The following is a 14,256-nucleotide window of genomic DNA, read 5'->3' as shown; positions in this document are numbered from 1 at the left end:
GCGGACCTTTTCTTTTTGGGGATGACGATGGCCGATAACGCACACGATCTCGCACGGCGTCTCGGCCGGCAGGCTGAGTCCGTGTGCCGTCACTACCTCTCTGCCGGACGACGGGAAGGTAGCTATTGGCTCGTCGGCGACGTCCGCAATACGCCTGGCCGCTCAATGTTCGTGCGGCTCAAGCAGTCGGCGAAGGGAGCCGCCGGCAAATGGACCGATGCCGCCACCGGGGAACATGGCGATTTGCTCGATGTCATTCGCGAGAGTTGCCGCCTGGTCGACTTCAAGAACGTCCTCGACGAGGCGCGCTTGTTTCTCAGCTTGCCGCATCCAGAGCCCGAGCCCAATCAGCCGCGGCTCCGCAATTCCAGCGCGGCACGAGGATCGCCGGAGGCCGCTCGTCGGCTCTTTGCCATGTCGCAGCCGATCGAACGCACACTCATAGAAGCGTATCTCCGCAATCGCGGCATTACGTCTTTGCACGAAACCGGAAGCCTGCGCTTTCACCCACGTTGCTACTACCGGCCCGACGACCACAGCCCGACCGAGACCTGGCCGGCGATGATCGCCGCCGTCACCGATCTGTCCGGCGAGCTGGCTGGCGTACACCGCACCTGGCTCGACCCGCATGGTTTCAGCGAGGCGACGCTGGGCAAGGCGCCAATCGACACGCCAAAGCGGGCGATGGGCGACCTGCTTGGTCACGCTGTTCGATTTGGCGTCGCTGGTGAAGTCATGGCGGCCGGTGAGGGCATCGAGACGATGCTGTCGCTCCGCTGCGCCCTGCCGACCATGCCGATGGTCGCAGCTCTCTCGGCAGCGCATCTCTCCGCCGTCCTTCTTCCGGATACGCTCCGCCGGCTCTACATCGCCCGGGACGACGATCCTGCCGGTGACGGCGCCATGGCGACCTTGATGGATCGGGCGCAGGAGGCCGGCATCGAGGCAATCGTGATCTCGCCACAGCTTGGCGACTTCAACGAGGATCTTCGCCTGCTCGGATTTGACGCCCTTCGGGCCGCAAGCCGCGTACAGATCGCGGCGCAGGACGTCGCGCGCTTTATGGAGCTGGCGGCATAGCCGAAACGGGATGAGGGGCGACGCGGCCGCTTCGTTACCGCACGGTCGGTGAACGTGTTTCCCCTCGGCGCCAGAGGACTGCCCCACGGCCTTCTGAGAGGGCGATCGGGCGGCAGGCGGCCCGGACCGGCAACCTCGTGGGCCGACTATTTTCCGTCGGCGGCAGAGCCGCCTTTACATCGCGAGACAAAATAGTCGGCCCCCTTCGGTCCTCCGCCAAGGCTCCGGCCCTCCGCTGCGCTGCGGGTGCAAGTCCGTTCCGCCTGCCGCTTTCGTCGCCATGAAGGCCGCGATGGGCGCGGTCGATCCGACGAGGGAAAACCGCAATGACCGCCGACCACGACAACGATTTCGAGCCGCACCACAGCTCATCCCCGACCGACCAGGTCCTCCAGGAACTCCAGCTCCATGGCTACCGTCCCTTCCACGATGATCCCGATCCCCGGGGGCTTCCTGAAGCGCGAATCCTCGCCGGCAGCGTCGCCGACATCTTCGATGCCCTGGTGGTGGCGCTGTCCGATACCCGTCTTGAGCCCGACCTCGACGACCTGCTCTGGTCGATGGTAAACGTCTTCCATCGTGCGATCGACAGGATCGAGCGCGAGCTCGACGATAACGAGCTGGCCCAGCAGCGCTCGCAGCGGGAGCAGGACGGCAGCGAAATCAAATCCGTCGAGCTGGAGCGTCTGACGGCAGAAGGGCAAACGCTGATCGAGCGACGCAACGCCTTCGAGCTGATGCGCGACCAGGCCGCCGACGAGTTCGAACGCCACGCCCATTCCGCATGGCGGCCGCGCAACGGATCGAAGGTCAACCACCGCAATCTGACGTCAGCGATGATCGACAGCCGCGATTTCCTGGCCGCGAAGAAGCGCGCCGAAAATCAGGTGCTCATGCCACGCGGACCGAAAGTCGCGCTCACCGGTGGACTCGACTTCAACGACTACCGGCTAATTTGGGCTAAGCTCGACCAGGTGCACGCCAAGCACCCGGACATGGTGCTGCTGCACGGCGGATCGCCCAAGGGCGCCGAGCTGATTGCCGCCAAGTGGGCCGACAATCGCAAGGTCCCGCAGATCGCCTTCAAGCCCGACTGGACAAAGCACGCCAAGGCCGCGCCGTTCAAACGCAACGATGCGATGCTGGAGACGCTACCCATCGGCGTGATGCACTTTCCTGGCACCGGCATCCAAGACAATCTCGCTGACAAAGCGAAGAAGCTAGGCATCCCGGTCTGGAGGTACGGCGGCTCGTGAGCGCCGCCGTACCTTGTCGTGCAGAACGACAGACGAAATGAGAGCCCAATCGTGCCATGAAATGCCTAGCTGCCCTCAGGCGTCCTGATCATAGTAATGTGAGTCATCAATGGCGCCCGACGTCTCCAGCTCCGGCCGCATATAGCCGGTTCGACCGGCCACACGCTCAAATGTTATCATCGTCGTGAAAGCGATCGAATCCCCGTGGAACGGCTTATCCGGATCGTTCTCTCCATTGAGAGAACCTGAGACATTTGCCACGAGCACATCGTCTCCGACGTCTAGGCTTACTTTGTCTATGTAAAGCTCGTCAAAAAAAGCATTCGTCATAGCCATCTCACCCGAGAGAGCGTCCTCGATCATCATGGGATCTTCTTGAATGAAGGATACATCGATATACTCCTCGAGATCTCGGGTGTACCAAACCTCACCTGAAAAGTAGCCGTTTGCGTTAAGAAAGCTCGAGAGCAGCGAAGCCAGCTCGTCAACATTGGGTAGACCTGCAGGGAGACCATTGAGGTGCTGCACGCGCTGATCCATCAAGCGCAGATCAGGCATCAGGATCGCGGCTTTATCCAAAGCCGCAAGCTGATACTTCGGCTCGGCCCTTAGAGCCGCCGCGGTACCATAGCCGAAATACGCAGCCACGATCTCGTGGGCGTGACCTGATCCGAGCTTGCCGCCGGCCAGATCGTTGAAGGTCATACGCAGAAAGTCTGCGCACTTCTTTTGGATGGTAGACATGGCAAATCCATTTCACACCGGCGTCTTAGTGGCAGTCACAAGCGCTTCATGACCACCGCGCGCCGGCAGAATGGTTGCCGTTCGGGTGTTCGATTGGGAAATCGAGATGCCGCCTTTTGGGTCGCTTGCAGCCCGGGCGATCGGCTCCTGACGCTCAATATGGTCATTTTGTCATTCGCCCGCAACCGGATTTGTGACGATTCCGGTCGCTGGCATTTGCTGCTATACTGCGTTTGCGCCGTGGTGGTGGTGGAAGGCGCGACCGTCAGACCCCTATCTCACGGAGCCCACCACCATGATTGCCTTGGGACCACTGCTTATTTTCCTCGCCATAGGCTTCTTCGCCTGGCTACTCTTCACGCTTGCGGTCTTCGCGGTGCCCGTCTTCGCCGGCGTGACGATTGGTCTTCGGGCCTTCCACACAGGGGCTGGCGCTCTGGGCGGAATCGCGGTTGCGTTCGCGGCTGGCGCCGTAACCTTCGGCATCGGCCAACTCGCGCTCGCCCTCGTGACATGGGCTTGGCTGCGGCTCTTAATCATCATCCTCTATGTCGCGCCCGCGACCGTCGCCGGTTACAGCGCGACGCATGGAATCGCCCAGATGGCGATGTCTTCGCCCACCTGGCAAACGGTCTTCGCGATCGCCGGGGCCGTTGCGGTCAGCATCACGGCCTTGGCTCGCTTCACCGGCATGGCCGCAGACGGGCCGGCAAGATAGCGCTTGACGCCGGGCTGATATCAATACCGGGGCGGGCCCGGCAGGAACCTAATCCGGCCGGATATCACGAAGGCTTCGAAGCTTACCGCCGATCGATGTGGACGCAGATACAATCAGCATCATGGGGCGTTCGAGTTCTTCGGCCAATTGCGGCATCTGCTGGATCTGCTCGCGTGTTGGGGCAAACTCCTCGATCCGCCGAATTTGAAGGCCTGCGCCGATCAGCGTATTCAAGGTAGTGCCAAGTGTCCTGTGGTATTTCAGAACGCCCTTGGCAAACCAGTCCGTCCGACGTTCGCCCTCGACGGAATATCGATTGACCGGCCAGGTTTTGCGGCCCTCCTCATCGGAAATCCAGTGCGGATGTGCCGCGGCCATGAAGATCGGATGCTCAATCGTAAAGACGAAATGCCCGTCAGGAACGAGCGTTTTGCGGATCACATGTACGAGACGGCCAAAGTCCTGAACATAGTGAAAGGTCAGTGCGCTGTAGGCGAGGTCGAAAGCCGCCTCAGGGAGGTCCAGTGTGTCGAGATCGGCGATGCGATACTCAATGGCCGTATCCGCTGTGTCCGCCCTGGCACGCTCGATCATGTTCTGCGACAGATCGAGACCCAGAACCGAGGCCGCGCCCTGCTCGCGCATCCAGCGCGAGGCCCAGCCGAAGCCACATCCGAGATCAACGACACGTTTCCCGACCAAATCGGGCAGCATGGCCCGGATCGCCGGCCATTCAGGAGCGCCGTCCAGCCCATGCACCTGCCGGGGCAATTGGCTGTAGCCAGCGAAGAAATCGGGATTGTCGTAGATATTCTGCGCCATATCTGCCTGCTATTCGGCTTTTCGCTCTGTGCCGCTCCGGATGATTCTTACGCATCCAAGTCGAATTGTCGCAGTGGGCTGCGCCATTTGACGAGCCTATCCGGTCAAGCTGCTTCTCGCGCCGGAAACGAAAAACCCCGGCATGAAAGCCGGGGCTCCCGTGATGCCACGACGTACATCCGGCCGCGACAAGCAGGCGACAGTTAGCACGGAGTTTTCGAAGAAAATGTGACCTTCGCCTCGTCGTTCTTGAATGCCGGCCGATTTCAGCGTGCTCGTTCATTTCATCGAGTGGGGCACTCTATTTCTTCTGTCCAAGACCTACGAACGGGCGGGACAACGGATCCCATCGAGCCGCTTTCGCGCGGAGACTTGCGATCGGCTCGTTCAATGATTTAGATGGGAAGGTGTTTTTTCTTTTTGGAGCAAATGACGTGGCGTTAGGGACTGTTAAGTGGTTCAACCCGACCAAAGGCTATGGGTTCATTGCGCCGGACGACGGTGGCAACGATGTTTTCGTGCACATCTCGGCGGTAGAGAAGGCCGGCTATACCTCGCTTGTTGAAGGCGCGAAGGTCAGCTACGAGCTGGTGATGAACCGCAGCGGCAAACAAGCCGCAGAAAATCTCCGCCTAGGATAAGGCGCAGCTCGACGTCCTGGCATACTTTGAGCTAGCCTGAATCTCGTGGTTTTGAGACCTTTGGAAGATATCCTAGTTGGCGCTCGAGGGCGGCCAAAGTCGAGTGGGCTGAATCCAAACGTGCGGTCGCCTCAGTTAGGTTGGCCCACGCTTCGTTCTGCCGCGAGACAGCTGCCGAGCCGATCTTAATGCTATTCTTAAGACACCGCGTGTCTTGGCTGCGTAAGGCGCGCCCCAATTCAGGCAGTATCCTGGTCACCGCTCGATGCGCGGAACGTTCTTTTCGCTCCAGGCGGCCGACCACGGCGAAGGCCTCACGATAGTTCCATATCGCTTCGATGGCTCTGTTTTCAAGATCGCTTTTGTCGCTCATCCGGTTCTCTTCTCACTCGAGCTCTTAGCGGTCATCATTTGCGCGAGATCCTCCTCTGGGTCCGCGCGGCGAATTGTCGTAACCCCTGTAGGGGCGGGAAGGCCTGGCGCAAGCCGGCAGCGTCCATTGGAAGGGGCTGACTCGATCAGACATCCAGCGTGCTCGCATTCTAGTCTGTGAGCTTCACACAGAGCGGCCAAGCATCGAGACACGACCGATCATCGCAGAGTGGCAGTTTCGTGGCAGTCGTTGTGCGGCATCGACCAAACGGTGACGGATCACAACTACGGCCAGCCGCTCTCGTGAATGGGGCGTGCTGCCGACGCGCGATCGCGGAAGCGGAGATCCGTCCGTCTCGATTACAGAGGGCTAAGCAGCATTGGATTCGTTGGGCCAGCTCTCTCGGTGGGCTCCCAAATCGCCACGTTCTCCTTGATGTCAGCTCTGTTTGGATCGAGCGCACCAACGGCCTCTTCGATGGATGGATCTGGCCGAAGGACGGCTGAAGCCTCGACCGCCTTTGGCGCAACAGCGGCGTCACAACTTTCTTCCCCTGCCGGCTGCGCCGCCATTCCTCGCGCGAGACAAGAAAGTTCCTCCTTTGCTGTCCAGCCCCTTCGGGGTGCGCCGTCGATCGCCTCCGGCCTGTCGATCACCATCGAGGCCGCAAGGTGCGGGCTCGAAAACAGAGATCAAGGAGAACTACCATGGCGACCATCGGCACCTTCAAGAAGACCGGCAACAACGAGTTCAACGGCGAGATCGTCACTCTCTCGCTCCAGGCGAGGAACGTCCGCATCGTCCCCGAAACCAGCCGCTCGGGCGACAACGCCCCCAGCCACCGGATCTATGTCGGCCGGGTCGAGATCGGGGCCGCCTGGTCCAAGCGCTCCAACGAAGGCCGCGATTATCTCGGCCTCAAGCTCGACGATCCGAGCTTCACCGCCCCGATCTTCGCCAACCTCTTCGCCGATGAAGAGGGCGAGGGCTTCAGCCTGATCTGGTCTCGCCCCAACCGTCGCAACGGCGACTGAGCCGATCCGCAATGCCCCGCCCGGCTGGCCCGGGCGGGGCACCGCCACGCTGAGGAAGCGCGAAGGCACCTCGTTTGCCGTGACGGCGCAAGCGGCAAGGGCGTAACCGATGCCGATCAGCGGCCGCGTGCCGATTTGATTGGACGTCTTTGGTTGGCCTCGATCACGCTCTCGACGATGTCTTCCCAGTCCGGACAAATGGCGACGAGACGATCCAGCACTGTGGGATCCCGTTCGATCTGGCCAAGCGCCTGAGCGCGCCACTGGTCGTTGAAACTAATGCTCATCAGTCCCAGGCATTCGACAACCGAACTGTCGGGGAGCAAGTGCTCCATCGTTGCCGTCACTATGCCGGTCCACTGTTGGATCAGATGCCACGGCTCCGCCTCGCGCCGCGCCTCCAACTTCTCTCCGAGCAGGCCAATCAGCGCAAAGAACCGCGTTGGCCAAGGTTGCGGCCTGAGTTCCGTGACCAGAGCATCCACTGTCTCGCGAATGTCGGCTGGCAAGTGCTCGTACAGAGTCATGAGGCCTACTCCATCTCCCCAGCATGCTCGTCCGTTTCTGAACTAGGCATGCGCTTTGGAGACAGATCAGATTTACGTAAAGCCGACTATCAACTTATGCGTGAGGCAATGCGGAGTTGATTCACGACGTGCCGGTGTTGCGGTGGGGCACAAAATTGTCGCGTCATCGAGCCCGATGGGAATGAACCGTCGTTCGCTTGACGAGATCGGTTGCTTCGACGCCGAGCGCCTCCGCGATTCGGCCAAGCACGGTCACGCTGGCCGACACATCTGCGCGTTCAATTGCGCCGACGTAACGGACGCTTAGTCCAGCGCCATCGGCCAACTCTTCCTGCGTCATTTTCTTCACATGACGTATCCGACGCAGATTGACCGCCATGACCTCCTTGAGATCCATGGCAACAAGGGAACTCACATCGGAATGATCGTTCCAGGAACGATCGTTCCGATTCGTGCGTCACTGTGCTATTCATATCGTCTGGCTAGGCCCTGGTGTGCCGCTTCCGGGGAGCGCCGCGATGCGATCTGCGCATCACGGCACAATTCGAGTGTGACGATTTCCCAGCTTGCAAAGTTCTGGAGCTTAGATGAATTCTAATCGCTGCATCAATGCTGAGGGGCAATTGCAATGAACGGCGCGCCATTCCAGGACCGGCCGCCAATAACGGATCGCGTCAACGCCTATGACGAGAAACATCTTGCTATCTACGTTCGGTTGTTGATGGCCGAAGAGGAGGGCGCCGACTGGCGCGAGGTGGTCAGCGTGATCTTCGGCCTCGACCCCACGCGCGAACCAGATCGTGCCAAAAATGTCCATGATAGCCATCTCGCCCGCGCGCGATGGATGGTGGAAGCCGGATATCAGGGCCTTTTGGAACCGCGGATGCAGTGATTTGCGCCCCAATCACGCAAATTGCGATCTCGCGTGATGCAACCTCCGGGTCTGGTCTCTTGTAGCGTCTTTAGGGATCGTGGTGCGGGGCACAGAACAAAAAGACGAGAAGACAGACCATGCCGACCCAGTACTGGCGCTCGCCGGAGACCATCGAACGCCTGAATCGTCTTGAGCGCCCGGGTTTTGCCCTCGAATTCCTTCGTCGCAATGCCGACTACCGCCGCGACTTCGCCCGCACTGAGCGACAGATCGCGCGCGGCGAATCCGATCCCAACACCATCCGAACCAGTTTCGCACGTCGATGGAGGTTGCGGTGTCGCCCATGACCCCGCCTCTCCGGTTTGGCCCGAACCAGCCATTTGGCTGCCCGAGGCATCACCGGGAACATTGATCCTGACGCCCGCGCCGCCGGACTTCGAGACCGTTCATTCGATTGATCGCAACGCTTTCGGACTGTCGATCGTCGGGCGGACAGATGCTGACGGTCGCGAGCTGGTTGTCGCCGACGGCTCGGGTGAGCTCCATGTCAGTTTGCGCGACGAGCAGGCCGCGCGCCGTCCCGCCGTGCTTGTGCCGCTCGACGGCATGGGCGAACTGCGGGCCGACGTGGCGCTACACTTCGTGCGTCGCCTCAGCGGCCAGCGCACCGGTCTTCTCCCGGCGGCGCTGCGGCTGACGTCGTTTCAGAAACGGCGACTGATTCAGCTCCTGCACGCCTTCGACGTCCACGACCTGGGTGGCGGCCCGCGAGACGTGGCAGCGAAGGTGCTCGCCTCCGACCACGCTCAGCGCCGCTCGGTCGAGTGGAAGGATTCTCATGCCCGCCGCAAGGCGAACCGGCTCATTCACGATTCAATCGCTTTGGTCGAGCGCGGCTATCTGAAACTTCTACGCGGCCTCTGATCGGCTCCCCGATTCCTTCAAGCCATCGACCTGATGAGTTAGTTGCGCCCCGGTAGTACGCCTGGCTTCGCCTGGTTGCGACGATGGGGGGACACAAACGTACGTCAATTTTCGTCCACCCCCAACGCCTGAACTCTCCGCCACTCTGGCCCGGACATGCCGCGACTTGGCCGCGGCACTTCGAGGCAAGACGGAGATCTCCCATGCTCGACAGGCCTGCGCAACTCGCCACCCGTTACGTGCGCACCCCCGAGGCCGCGCGCCTCCTCGGCATCTCGCCGCGCACGCTTGAAAAATATCGCTGCCATGGCAATGGCCCGACTTTTCGCAAGCTCGGCGGCCGCGTTGTCTACGCCATCGGCGATCTCGAAGCCTGGGCCGATCAGGCCGCCTGCAGCTCAACGTCGGATCCGCGCTACCTCGAAGCGCGCGCCGCCGGCAACGCGCATCGCTAAGGCAACGCTCGTCATGTCGTCGCGTCGCCTCATCACACCCAGCGAGCGAAGCAAGCTCGACCCGTTCGTTGTCGCCACCGGTGATGCCAGCCCGCGTGATCAACGCGACCTGATGGAGCGCCCGTTCTTTTCGCTCGCCAAGGCCAAGCGAACAAGACCGATCCTCTACCAGACCGGCGACGTGTGTGTCGAAGTCTATGCAGTTCCTGAGCACGGTATGGCGACCATTTGGGATGCCGACGTGCTGATTTGGGCGGCGAGCCAGATTGTCGAGGCCGAGAACCTCGGTCTGAAGACCTCGCGCTTCCTGCGCTTCACACCCTACCAGCTTCTGACCGCAGTCGGCCGGCAGACCGGCGCCCGCGACTACAAGCTCTTGAAGGGGGCATTGGCCCGCCTGCAGGCGACCGTCATCCGCACCAGCATCCGGCAGGGGGAGCATTGGCGGCGCCACCAGTTCTCATGGATCAACGAATGGGAGGAATGCGCGACGCGCGACGGTCGGGTGCAGGGAATGGAATTCGTCCTTCCCGACTGGCTCTATCGCGGCGTCATCGATCGCTCACTCGTTCTCACGATCGATCCGGCCTATTTCAGCCTGACTGGTGGGATCGAGCGCTGGCTCTACCGCGTCGCGCGCAAGCATGCTGGCCGCCAGCCGAGAGGTTGGCTGTTCGAGGTCGCACACCTCCATGAGAAATCCGGCAGCCTCGCCAAGCCTGCAGACTTCGCCTTTGATCTCCGCCGGATCGCGGCACGTCAACCGCTGCCAGGCTACTGCCTGAGCATCGAACGCAGGGAACGCCGAGAGCTATTGCGCATCCTGCCATCGAAGTCATTCACAGCTCCTGTGGACGGCGCTGTGAATCAGCTCGGGACTTCGGGCGTTCACACTATCGGGACTCCGGGCGTGCCGGTATCGGGATTCCGGGAGTGCAAACCACAGCTAACGCTTTGGCCAGGAAACACGATCGCCTGCCCTAACTTAGAGTCTAACTTAGAATCTAACTGTTGTAGTGGGGCCGCGCGTCTTGCGGATAACACCGACATCCGCGCTCAGCCGCCAACCGAGCACCCAAGCCAACCATCTCTGCCGCTTTCAGGTCGCAAGACGGGAGGCATGCGATGATCGTCGCCGTGCTCAACCAGAAAGGCGGTGTCGGCAAGACCACGCTCGCCCTGCACCTCGCCGGCGTATGGGCGCTGCGCGGAAAGCGCGTGACGCTGATCGACGCTGACCCCCAGGGCTCCGCATTGGACTGGTCGCAGCAGCGTGCGCGGGAGAATGTCGCACGGCTATTCGGCGTCGTTGGCCTCGCGCGCGATACGCTCCACCGCGAGGCGCCGGAAATCGCACGCACCGCCGATCATGTCGTCATTGACGGACCGCCGCGCGTCGCGGGACTGATGCGTTCGGCGCTGCTGGCGGCGGATCTCGTGTTGATCCCCGTGCAGCCGTCGCCATTCGACGGCTGGGCCTCGGCCGAGATGCTCGCTCTGCTGCGAGAGGCTCGCATCTATCGTCCGCAGCTTCCTGCTCGCTTTGTGCTCAACCGCTGCGGCGCGCGCACGATCATCGCCCGCGAGACTGCCGAAACTCTCGCCGACCACGATCCGCCGGTGCTCGCCAGCACCATCGGCCAACGCGTTGTCTTCGCCGACGCCGCTCAGTCCGGACGGCTCGTCTTCGAGTTCGTCGAGCAGAGCGCCGCCGCCCGCGAGATCGCCGCGCTCGCGGCAGAAGTTGCGAGGTTCGCGCCATGAGCGACCGCTCTATCAAACGCGGCTTCGCCTCGCGTCCGGGCGATGCCGAGAGCTGGATCAAAGCCAGTGATACGCCGCCACGCAGCGTGAATGATGCTGCCGCATTCACCGCGCGCCTGACGATTGACGTCACGCCCACGCTGCGCGGCCGCATCAAGGTCGCCGCGTTCCAGCGCGGCGTGACCGTCGCCGACATGCTGCGCGAATTGCTGGCGCGAGAGTTCCCCGCTGACGCCCCGGAGAACCGTCATGAACGACAATGAAGCCTTGCCGCCGCGTGCAGTGCCGCCCTCGCATCGACGGGATGTCGCGCTCACCCATGTCGAGCTGACCTGGATCGAGAAGCGGATCGAGCACTGGCTGCGCTTCGGCCGCCGCGCGGAGGAGAAGATTCTCGACCGTCGCCGCAGCATCTCGAGCTTTGAGCCGGGCAGCATCTTCGGCTTCGTCCGCTGGGCATCGAACGACTATGGCACCGTGGTGTCGCGCATGGACATCGTGCGTGCCGTGGAAGCCGGGCAGCGCTATCAGACGCTGCCCTTCGTCCGCCCCGGTGGCGAAATCCTGCTGCGCGTTGATAGCTGGCCGAAGGTCGAGCGCGTGTTGCAGGCCATCGACGCCATCGAGGCGCTCTCCATCGATCCGGCTGACGCCGCACCCGAATACTGGCGGCATCTCCACAACCGTCTCGCCGCCGACCATGTGCCGCGCGCCTACACGCGCGAGCAGCATATCGCCTGGCTCAAGCGCCGGAGCGTCACGCCATGACCCGCTTCGGCTATCTCATGTTGACCTACCTTGCGGCGCTGGTCGCCGGCGCCCTGGCCCTCGTTCATCCTGCGCCGCGGCTGATTTGGAACGCTACCGCGAGCACGCCAATAGGGCTCTACGCGCTGCATCCGCTCGGAGAGCTGCGCGACTTGGAACTGGTCGCGGTACGGCTGCCGGAACCGATCGCCAGCTTCCTTGCCGATGGCGGCTTTCTTCCAAAAGGTCTGCCGCTGCTGAAGCGTGTGATGGCGCTGCCCGGGCAAACCGTGTGCCGGTCGGGCGATGCCATCACGGTCGATGCTGTCGATGTCGGCGCCGCACACGAGCACGATCATCGCGGCCGTCCGCTGCCGCGTTGGAGCGGTTGCCATACCCTCGAACCGGGCGAGGTCTTTCTCATGAACCCGACCGTCCCAGACAGCCTGGACGGCCGCTATTTCGGCGCGCTCCCCGTCAGCTCGATCGTCGCGCGCGCAGTCCCGCTTTGGACGGACGAAGCCGCCGACGGCCGTTTCGTCTGGCGCGCCGCCACTCATTGACCCGTTTCCAACCCAGCAACCCAGGAGCTTTCCCATGGCACAAATCGGCCAGTTCACGCGCGATAAGTCCGGCTTCACCGGTCGCGTTGAAACGCTGTTCTTCGAGCGGATTCTCACCCTCGTCCCGGCCGAATCCTCGGATGCCGAGAACGCGCCGGACTACCGTATCCGCCTCGGCGATGCCGATGGCCCGGAGATCGGCGCAGGTTGGAAGCGGACCGGCGAGAAGGCCGGCGATTACGTTTCGCTCGTCATCGACGACCCGGCGCTGCCGCGGCCGATCCGCGCAAATCTCTTCCAGTCGGGCAACGACAAAGCGGCCTGGACGCTGAACTGGAATCGTCAGCCCCAACGCGCCGAGCGGGACTGATTGCATGCAGGATCCTGTCGCGCGTGCCGCCAACCAGGCGCATCAACGGTCCACCCCCTTGTTCGGGGAAAAGCCCTCTCATAACTCGGGTCCACGCAACCGTCGGGCGGCCGCCACGCACAGCGGCGGTCAAACCGGTGGTCCGTGCGCACCGCCGGTAGGCAGCAAGACGCCTCGCCATGATGGCGGAGACAGGGCGAGCCTTGCCGTTCTCCTCCTTACCGGCCTGCTGGTGATTGGCGGGCCAACGGCAGCAGTGTCCGGGCAGAGAGCACCGGCACGAAGTCAACCGGCGAGCGATCACTACGCATCTCATGTGGCAGAGGCCGCGCAGCGCTTTGGCATTCCGGCTGCATGGATACGAGCCGTCATGCGGGTCGAGAGCAATGGCGATCGGCGTGCCGTCTCACCCAAAGGCGCACTCGGCCTGATGCAACTCATGCCCAAGACTTGGGCGGACATGCGCGCGCGCTATGGTCTCGGGCGCGATCCCTTCGATCCCCGTGACAACATCCTCGCCGGCGCCGCCTTTCTTCGCGAACTGCACGACCGTTACGGCTCGCCGGGCTTTCTCGCGGCCTATAATGCAGGTCCCGGCCGCTACGAGGAGTTTCGGGATAGACACCGTCCACTGCCCGCGGAGACGACAGCCTATGTCGCGGCCATCGTCCCTTTTGTCGACGCGGAGGGAGCGCCAGGACCTCTTCTCCTCGCGGCTTCTTCTCGTTCATCCTGGACGCGGGCGCCGCTGTTCTTCGACCACGCTGACGGGCCGTCCCCTGGCGCGCGAGCGGCGCTCGATCAACCCGCGCACGGCGGCTCAGTCGGCACTACGGTGCACGATATTTCGGCGATTGCGCCGCAGTCGGAGGGCCTGTTCGTCGCGCTCTCGGCCATGGGGCGATCGCAATGACTGCACGGCATCTTCAACGTCAATGCGCGGATCGCGGTACGTCTGCAGGCACCCTTGTTGCGGCGGCTGCACATCGGGCAGCTCGCGATATCAGCTGTCAGTTTCCAGGTTCGCTGGCGCCCCTTGACGAACATTCGGTTTGCATTCGAAACGCTGCAACACAGTCATACGGGCGATGCCTTCGGCCCGCGCTCTACTCGTCGCTTCGCTCCTCACCGAGCCACCCTACGGGTGTCTCGGCCCTTCGCGTAACGATCGCTATCGCAAACACTCGCAAACAGTGGGGGCTTCCGCGAGTACCGACCGAACGATGGCGAGATAAAAGGCCGCAATGTGCGGCTCGGTCGGTTGGTTGTTTGTGCTGCTATTTTTCCTCGGGTCCGCAATGTGCGGCTTCGGCGCGCAATGTGCGCTCGACTATCAACCCGTTGCAGGGATTCTGCATTCCGCA

Annotated in this window: 21 protein-coding genes; 16 read left to right on the top strand and 5 right to left on the bottom strand. The window is 62.3% G+C overall.

From position 1 onward, the window contains the following. Nucleotides 1-21 precede the first annotated feature (21 nt). Nucleotides 22-1,080 carry a DUF7146 domain-containing protein gene (locus tag BJA_RS00300; protein WP_011082896.1) on the top strand — a complete coding sequence of 353 codons (1,059 nt, stop codon included), beginning with the start codon at nt 22-24 and terminating at the stop codon, nt 1,078-1,080. 326 nt (nt 1,081-1,406) lie between these two features. Continuing rightward, complete coding sequence (locus BJA_RS00295) at nt 1,407-2,336, top strand: DUF2493 domain-containing protein (RefSeq protein ID WP_011082895.1); 930 nt, start codon at nt 1,407-1,409, stop codon at nt 2,334-2,336. A gap of 75 nt (nt 2,337-2,411) precedes the next feature. Here BJA_RS00295 and BJA_RS00290 read toward each other — a convergent pair whose 3' ends face one another. Further along, the gene (locus BJA_RS00290) at nt 2,412-3,080 is read right to left on the bottom strand and encodes a hypothetical protein (protein ID WP_011082894.1); all 669 of its coding nucleotides are present in this window, start codon (nt 3,078-3,080) and stop codon (nt 2,412-2,414) included. A gap of 295 nt (nt 3,081-3,375) precedes the next feature. Here BJA_RS00290 and BJA_RS00285 point away from each other — a divergent pair, with 295 nt between their 5' ends. Further along, nucleotides 3,376-3,798, top strand: coding sequence for a hypothetical protein (locus tag BJA_RS00285; RefSeq protein ID WP_014490276.1), 423 nt, complete (start codon nt 3,376-3,378; stop codon nt 3,796-3,798). 48 nt (nt 3,799-3,846) lie between these two features. Here the strand turns inward: BJA_RS00285 and BJA_RS00280 are convergent, their stop codons facing one another. Next, nucleotides 3,847-4,620 carry a class I SAM-dependent methyltransferase gene (locus BJA_RS00280; protein WP_011082892.1) on the bottom strand — a complete coding sequence of 258 codons (774 nt, stop codon included), beginning with the start codon at nt 4,618-4,620 and terminating at the stop codon, nt 3,847-3,849. A gap of 434 nt (nt 4,621-5,054) precedes the next feature. Between BJA_RS00280 and BJA_RS00275 the strand changes: the two genes are divergently transcribed. After that, a complete protein-coding gene (locus tag BJA_RS00275; RefSeq protein ID WP_014490275.1) occupies nt 5,055-5,261 on the top strand; it encodes a cold-shock protein in 207 nt (68 codons plus the stop codon). A 31-nt stretch (nt 5,262-5,292) separates the two neighbouring features. Here the strand turns inward: BJA_RS00275 and BJA_RS00270 are convergent, their stop codons facing one another. Then, a complete protein-coding gene (locus tag BJA_RS00270) occupies nt 5,293-5,634 on the bottom strand; it encodes a hypothetical protein (RefSeq protein ID WP_011082890.1) in 342 nt (113 codons plus the stop codon). A gap of 707 nt (nt 5,635-6,341) precedes the next feature. On the opposite strand from BJA_RS00270, the gene BJA_RS00265 reads away from it, so the two are divergent. After that, a complete protein-coding gene (locus tag BJA_RS00265) occupies nt 6,342-6,668 on the top strand; it encodes a DUF736 domain-containing protein (RefSeq protein ID WP_011084751.1) in 327 nt (108 codons plus the stop codon). Nucleotides 6,669-6,784: 116 nt separating this feature from the next. Here the strand turns inward: BJA_RS00265 and BJA_RS00260 are convergent, their stop codons facing one another. Together BJA_RS00260 and BJA_RS00255 are read right to left on the bottom strand one after the other, a co-directional pair. Next, nucleotides 6,785-7,195, bottom strand: coding sequence for a hypothetical protein (locus tag BJA_RS00260; RefSeq protein ID WP_011082888.1), 411 nt, complete (start codon nt 7,193-7,195; stop codon nt 6,785-6,787). 163 nt (nt 7,196-7,358) lie between these two features. Further along, nucleotides 7,359-7,592 carry a helix-turn-helix domain-containing protein gene (locus BJA_RS00255; protein WP_016841283.1) on the bottom strand — a complete coding sequence of 78 codons (234 nt, stop codon included), beginning with the start codon at nt 7,590-7,592 and terminating at the stop codon, nt 7,359-7,361. 231 nt (nt 7,593-7,823) lie between these two features. Between BJA_RS00255 and BJA_RS00250 the strand changes: the two genes are divergently transcribed. The 11 genes from BJA_RS00250 to BJA_RS00205 all read left to right on the top strand — a co-directional run bounded on the left by BJA_RS00250 (nt 7,824) and on the right by BJA_RS00205 (nt 13,805). Further along, nucleotides 7,824-8,087 carry a hypothetical protein gene (locus BJA_RS00250; protein ID WP_011082886.1) on the top strand — a complete coding sequence of 88 codons (264 nt, stop codon included), beginning with the start codon at nt 7,824-7,826 and terminating at the stop codon, nt 8,085-8,087. Nucleotides 8,088-8,206: 119 nt separating this feature from the next. Next, the gene (locus BJA_RS42160) at nt 8,207-8,416 is read left to right on the top strand and encodes a transcriptional regulator domain-containing protein (RefSeq protein ID WP_014490272.1); all 210 of its coding nucleotides are present in this window, start codon (nt 8,207-8,209) and stop codon (nt 8,414-8,416) included. A gap of 61 nt (nt 8,417-8,477) precedes the next feature. Beyond that, nucleotides 8,478-8,993 (top strand): DUF2285 domain-containing protein, encoded by a 516-nt coding sequence (locus tag BJA_RS00245; protein WP_014490271.1) that lies wholly within the window; start codon nt 8,478-8,480, stop codon nt 8,991-8,993. A 203-nt stretch (nt 8,994-9,196) separates the two neighbouring features. Further along, nucleotides 9,197-9,448, top strand: coding sequence for a helix-turn-helix transcriptional regulator (locus BJA_RS00240; protein WP_014490270.1), 252 nt, complete (start codon nt 9,197-9,199; stop codon nt 9,446-9,448). A 13-nt stretch (nt 9,449-9,461) separates the two neighbouring features. After that, entirely contained in the window at nt 9,462-10,577 is a 1,116-nt protein-coding gene (locus BJA_RS00235; protein ID WP_014490269.1) for a replication initiator protein A, read from the top strand. Further along, a complete protein-coding gene (parA, locus tag BJA_RS00230; RefSeq protein WP_011082882.1) occupies nt 10,574-11,212 on the top strand; it encodes a ParA family partition ATPase in 639 nt (212 codons plus the stop codon). Before BJA_RS00235 ends, parA begins: the two co-directional genes overlap by 4 nt. Further along, complete coding sequence (locus BJA_RS00225; protein WP_011082881.1) at nt 11,209-11,475, top strand: ribbon-helix-helix protein; 267 nt, start codon at nt 11,209-11,211, stop codon at nt 11,473-11,475. Before parA ends, BJA_RS00225 begins: the two co-directional genes overlap by 4 nt. Next, on the top strand, nt 11,462-11,980 hold the full coding sequence (locus BJA_RS00220) for a DUF2840 domain-containing protein (RefSeq protein ID WP_011082880.1): 519 nt from the start codon (nt 11,462-11,464) through the stop codon (nt 11,978-11,980). Before BJA_RS00225 ends, BJA_RS00220 begins: the two co-directional genes overlap by 14 nt. Then, on the top strand, nt 11,977-12,522 hold the full coding sequence (locus tag BJA_RS00215; RefSeq protein ID WP_011082879.1) for a S26 family signal peptidase: 546 nt from the start codon (nt 11,977-11,979) through the stop codon (nt 12,520-12,522). The genes BJA_RS00220 and BJA_RS00215 overlap by 4 nt, the downstream gene beginning before the upstream one ends. Before the next feature lie 34 nt (nt 12,523-12,556). Continuing rightward, a complete protein-coding gene (locus BJA_RS00210; RefSeq protein WP_011082878.1) occupies nt 12,557-12,892 on the top strand; it encodes a DUF736 domain-containing protein in 336 nt (111 codons plus the stop codon). A 4-nt stretch (nt 12,893-12,896) separates the two neighbouring features. Then, complete coding sequence (locus BJA_RS00205; protein ID WP_011082877.1) at nt 12,897-13,805, top strand: lytic transglycosylase domain-containing protein; 909 nt, start codon at nt 12,897-12,899, stop codon at nt 13,803-13,805. The last annotated feature ends 451 nt before the right edge of the window (nt 13,806-14,256 follow it).

Source organism: Bradyrhizobium diazoefficiens USDA 110 (assembly GCF_000011365.1).
GTDB lineage: Bacteria > Pseudomonadota > Alphaproteobacteria > Rhizobiales > Xanthobacteraceae > Bradyrhizobium > Bradyrhizobium diazoefficiens.
Note: the sequence above shows the minus strand (reverse complement) of the source record. Positions and strands in the feature narration are given on the sequence as shown.